The organism is Pacificibacter sp. (assembly GCF_039769035.1).
Taxonomy (GTDB): domain Bacteria; phylum Pseudomonadota; class Alphaproteobacteria; order Rhodobacterales; family Rhodobacteraceae; genus Celeribacter.
The window spans coordinates 1-5,086 of sequence record NZ_JBDMZG010000054.1 but is presented as its reverse complement, the minus strand read 5'-3'; the positions used below and the strand labels follow the sequence as shown (position 1 = coordinate 5,086).

Sequence of the window (5,086 nt, the reverse complement as noted above, 5' to 3'; positions counted from 1 at the left end):
TCGTCCTCGAAGGACGGTAAAACGATATCGCTGACTGCGGCGGCTTGCATGATGGTATCTGTCATTTCTGCGCTGGACGCCCACAATCGTGGTCGAAGGTTTGGATCAAAGGCGATGATCTTGCCCATAGCGCGGGCCTTTTGCGCCGTAGCTAACAACGCTTTGCGGCCCTTAGGGGGTAAAATCGCCAATGTGATGCCTGAGAAATAGATCAGATCAGACGCATCCATTGCCGCATCCAACGCCGCCAAATCATCTGCCAGCGCCTTGGCTGCGGACTGGCCGCGCCAGTAGGAAAAGCTGCGCTCGCCTTGATCCAGCGTGATCATATAAAGCCCGACAGTTTGTCCCGTTGCAATTTGCACGAAACGGTCATCAATGCGGTTATCGCGCATGAAGGCCGCCATCTTTTGCGATATCGCATCGTCGCCTAGAACGGTCAGGTAAGACACCTGCGAGTCCGGCGCACAGCGCGCAAGATACCACGCCGTGTTGAATGTATCGCCCGCGAAACCCAGCCGCAAATCATCATCGACATCCGTCGGGGCCAGTTCGGCCATGCATTCGCCAATCGCCAAAAAGCGCATCACGTGACCTTTCTAAGAAAACAGCATGCCGCCATTCAAGTCGATATTTGTGCCTGTAATGAACGCGCTATCGTCTGTTGCAAGAAACACGATCAGGTTCGCGGCATCGTCTACGTGGCCTTGGCGCTTCATCGGTGCGTTCGCCTCAAACCCACGACGGCCAGCGTCTGGAGTATGGATGTTGTGGAAATCTGTGTCGATCATACCGGGGCACAGTGCGTTGACCCGCACGTCTGGTCCAACTTCTTTGGCAAGCCCGCGTGTCATCGTCATCACCGCGCCCTTGGACGTTGCGTAAGCCAATGAACCGGGGCCGCCGCCATCGCGGCCCGCTTGAGACGCAAGGTTCACAATTACGCCTTTAGTCATATGCTCCAAACACGCCTTGGTCATCATGAACGTGCTTGTTAGGTTGAGGGACATCACCTTGTTCCAATGGGCAAGATCCATTTCGGCCATGGTTTTGCGTGCCACCAACCCGCCTGCATTGTTCACCAACACGTCAATGGCACCATATGTATCGACTGTAGCCTTGACCAATTTATCGACGCCTTCTTGGACGTTTAGGTCAGCTTGCACAGCAATCGCTTTGCCTCCAGCAGCCGTGATTTCAGCGACAACGGTGTCTGCGCCTTGAGAGCTTTCGAAATAGCTAAGAGCGACATTCGCGCCTGCAGCGGCAAGTTTTTTGGCCGCTGCGGCACCAATATCACGTCCGCCACCAGTTATGATGGCTGTTTTTCCAGCAAGTTTCATTGTCACGTCCTTTGGTGTGATTTAACTTTTTAGCGTCATAAAGTAGTCAAAGATTTCTGGCACATTACCATCACCCATGCCTGCGTCTACCGCCGCCTGCAGGTTGTTGGACGTGCCTTCCGCGATCTCAGCGCGGCTGCCCATGTCTTCGACCATCTTCAGGAAATAGCCCAAGTCTTTGTTCGCGTTATTAAGCGAGAAACCAAGGTCGCTGACGTTATCGACCGCGTATTTCTTGGCGAAGCCCATGAAAGGTGAATTTGATGGGCCGGCGGACATAATGTCGAACAATTGCGCGCGGTCAACGCCTGCACGGTCAGCGACGGCAAAGGCTTGGCTCATGGCGGTGACGGTAGTCATGCCCATGAAGTTGTTGATCAGTTTGGTCACATGACCCGCGCCCAAAGCGCCAAGGTGGAATACGTTTTCGCCTTGGTCGTCGAGAACCGGTTTGACCTTGTCATATGTGGCTTGGTCGCCGGCTGCCATGATGTTGAGCAATCCGTCCTTGGCATGCGCGGGCGTGCGGCCCAATGGAGCGTCGATCATGCCCGCACCCTTGGCAGCTAAATCGGCGCCGATTTTGCGCGTCGATGCAGGGACGGATGTGCCAAAATCAATAACAGTTGCGCCCTCTTTGATGCCCGCTAAAATGCCGTCGTCGCCGTAGATCAAGCTTTCGACAACTTCGGATGTTGTAACGCACAGCATGACGATATCGCAGGCCTCTGCCATTTCCTTGGGAGTCGTCGCAATCCGCGCATTCCCTCGTGCCATGACGGCATCAAGCGCTTCTTGTTTGCGTCCCATCACGACCATTTCGTACCCGCGTGTTTGCAGGTTTTCGACCATATTGCCGCCCATGAGGCCAAGGCCGATAAAGCCGATTACTGGTTTGGTCATGATAAATGCTCCGTTACGTTATGTGTGATCAAAGGAAGTCTTCGCGTCGCGGCGTAAAGACATCCAAAAGCGTGCCAGCCTCAAGGCAGGTCGCGCCATGTTCGATGTTGGGTTGTTTATAAAGCGAGTCGCCAGCGCTCACGACGTAGGTATCATCGCCCACGGTGAATTCAAATTTGCCGGACATCACATAGGTAATTTGTTCGTGTATATGGTGATGCAGTGGCGCGGTGGTGCCCGCGTCGAAATGCACTTCGACGATCATCAGATTGTCGTTATGCGCGCCTATTTTGCGTGACAGACCATCGGCCACTGTTTCCAGTTTGCCGTCTTGTCCGGGGAAGTGGTTTCTCACAGTCATTTTCGGTCCTTAGCTATTGGCGAGTTTCTTCATCACGACGCGGAAGGTGTGTTCTTCGGGGTCGGTGAAATACAGATCAGCGTCATAGCCCTGATCATCCATGAAGTTGAAAATCCGCTTTGGTGCATCGAGCTTATAGGGCACCAAAAGCGTTGCAATCCGATGGCGCGTCGCGGCGGGATAATGCGCTTTCAGCACTGTGCTAACAGGCAGTCCTTCGTAATCAGCGGGATTGACATCGGCATAGCCAGTCTCTTGGCTGATTTGCGGTTTGCCAGCTTCGGACCACACAACTTGGCCGTAGAATCCAGCCTTTTCTCCAGTATTACGGAACGATGATTTGCCCAGATCATAAGGATTGTTGGCGTGCAGCAGCCAGTCGATGGTAACAGGTGTCTCTGCATCAACCTTATCGATGATCACGAAATAGGAATTGCGCACAAAGTAAATTTCGCGCTCGGCGCGGGTGACCTCGGGCGATAGGCTTTGGTAAGCACCTGTAGCATCGCCGCGGATGAGGTAGTGATCGTCGTGGGTTTCGGCGGCAAGGATGCTGCCAGTTGCAGCCATGGCCTTGGACTTGTCCTTTTCTGCATACTGCCCTTTGCCATTGATTAAGATCGCGTTTTTTGACCGCGTCTGGCGTCGCCAAGACTGGTGCATGGACGAGTTGAAGGCGACGTAATGCCCTGACTGGATCGCCATGTCCTCGCCAAAGGCGGACATGCAGAAAGAGTTTTGATCACCGTGGCTGTGGCTTATTGATCCGAACTGTGACGACTTGAATACGAAGTGAACATGGCTGTCGGGATTGTCCATCGCGTGTTGCACGCCGACCCAACCGATGCCTTTGAAGTGGCGTAGGCCGCTTTCAGGTGGGGTAGCAGGGACCACTGGGAAGTCGGTTTGGAACACGAGTTCATCGAAATTCGTATCCCACCAACCCCAGTTATAAAACGCCATTTCTGTGCCTGGGTTTGTGCGCAAGTTTTCGTCGCAATACCATTGATATGCACCATTGCCAGTAGCCCCTGCGAATTGACGCAGGTTCAGGCCGGTTTTCACGCAAGGTAGATCACCCATGGTGCTATCGTCACCCATGGTGGCGCGGCGTGTATTCGGTGCCTTGCAATAAAGCGGGAAATCGCCCGTGTTTTGAAAGAACGGACGTTTGTATAGATCAAGCCCCGTGTAGGACTTCAATCTGTTCGCCGCGTCGATCAAATAGGCGATGCCCATCATCCAGTAATGCGTGCCCTCGGCCCAGCCTCCATCGCTGTCGCCCCATGGCGAATAGACGGTAGACAGGAATTCGATGCAGTAGTTCAGCCAGTCGCGCGCTTCGTCATCTTCGTCGTCACCCAGCAGAGCAATGCAGGCGGGCACGATCACCAATGACACTGAGCGTACTGCGTGGCTATCATACGGGAACAGATGGATTTTGGCATTCAGAATCGCGTGTTCAGCGATGTCACGGGTGCGTTCTAGCAACGCGGCACGGACGATTGTGCGCTCTTCCTCGGACAGCTGGTCATGCAACCAGTCGTAGCCCCACGCCAGCGCATTACAAACGCGGTAGGCCCATTCATCGGTATAGGCGCGCGATGTTACGCCCATCGGGTCCCAGCTTGCGACTTCTAGCAGCCACTCTTTTGCGCGGACGGTCATGGCGGCGTCGCCGGTGACTTTGCCTCCAATGGCAAGATGGCGGATCGCGTACCAGACCTCTTGCAGATCGATATAGGTTTGTCTCCAGATTGGGGGCGTTCGCTGGTGGTTGGGATATCCTGCAGGTTCGCGAATGATGTCGCGGTCCATCCATGGTGCCACGGACTTTTCGTGAAACGTGGACCATGTGCAGTGATCGGGATCTGCCTTCACAGCATCCATGAAATCGCCCAAACGGTCGTTGGTCATCCACAGGCGTGGGTGGTCCATCGCTGCGTTTTTCAGACGCTCATTACGTGCCAGCAGGGGCGTTTCGGCCAAGCCTTCTACGATCGTGAAACTGCGTGGTGTGCTCCATGTGCTGGTCACAGCGTCGCCGTCCCATGTGGCATAAGACCAGTGGTAATCTGCAGGCGCAAGTATGGTATCAGGGGTGAAGAAGTTCAACGGCAGATCGGTGAACTGCTGCGTTTTGCCTTCGGGAAATGTTCGATCGGTTGAGAGGCGCAGCACATAGCGCGCATCATCATCAACCACCGGAATCCACATGAAACGGGGCGGGTTTTCTGTAACATCTGTGTCGGCAGTCGGACTATATTGAATAGTCAAACGCCCTGCTTTTGGCTCGTCGAGAAGGGGAAGCATGTTGGCCGACATAGATCAGAATTCCTGCGTAAAACTGGTGGGGTCGGGGCGGCACCGAATGCCGCCCCAGTTGGTTTAGTTGTACTGACGGTCGTATGCAGATTGCATCGCGGCCAGAACGTCGTTGAAGCCCATCTTGTCGAGTGTGGCCATGTAGTCGTCCCAC

At 54.4% G+C, this 5,086-nt stretch carries 5 protein-coding genes; all 5 read right to left on the bottom strand.

What is annotated here, in order from left to right:
* On the bottom strand, positions 1-587 hold a 587-nt coding region (locus ABF287_RS05060), incomplete at its 3' end, for a PfkB family carbohydrate kinase (RefSeq protein ID WP_347183927.1).
* Positions 588-599: 12 nt separating this feature from the next.
* Positions 600-1,343: a glucose 1-dehydrogenase gene (locus ABF287_RS05055; RefSeq protein WP_347183926.1), complete on the bottom strand. Its 744-nt coding sequence runs from the start codon at positions 1,341-1,343 to the stop codon at positions 600-602.
* A 21-nt stretch (positions 1,344-1,364) separates the two neighbouring features.
* Positions 1,365-2,246, bottom strand: a complete 882-nt coding sequence (locus ABF287_RS05050; protein ID WP_347183925.1) for an NAD(P)-dependent oxidoreductase — start codon at positions 2,244-2,246, stop codon at positions 1,365-1,367.
* 28 nt (positions 2,247-2,274) lie between these two features.
* Positions 2,275-2,607: a cupin domain-containing protein gene (locus ABF287_RS05045; protein ID WP_347183924.1), complete on the bottom strand. Its 333-nt coding sequence runs from the start codon at positions 2,605-2,607 to the stop codon at positions 2,275-2,277.
* Between the two features lie 9 nt (positions 2,608-2,616).
* Complete coding sequence (locus ABF287_RS05040; protein ID WP_347183923.1) at positions 2,617-4,932, bottom strand: DUF4962 domain-containing protein; 2,316 nt, start codon at positions 4,930-4,932, stop codon at positions 2,617-2,619.
* Positions 4,933-5,086 lie beyond the last annotated feature (154 nt).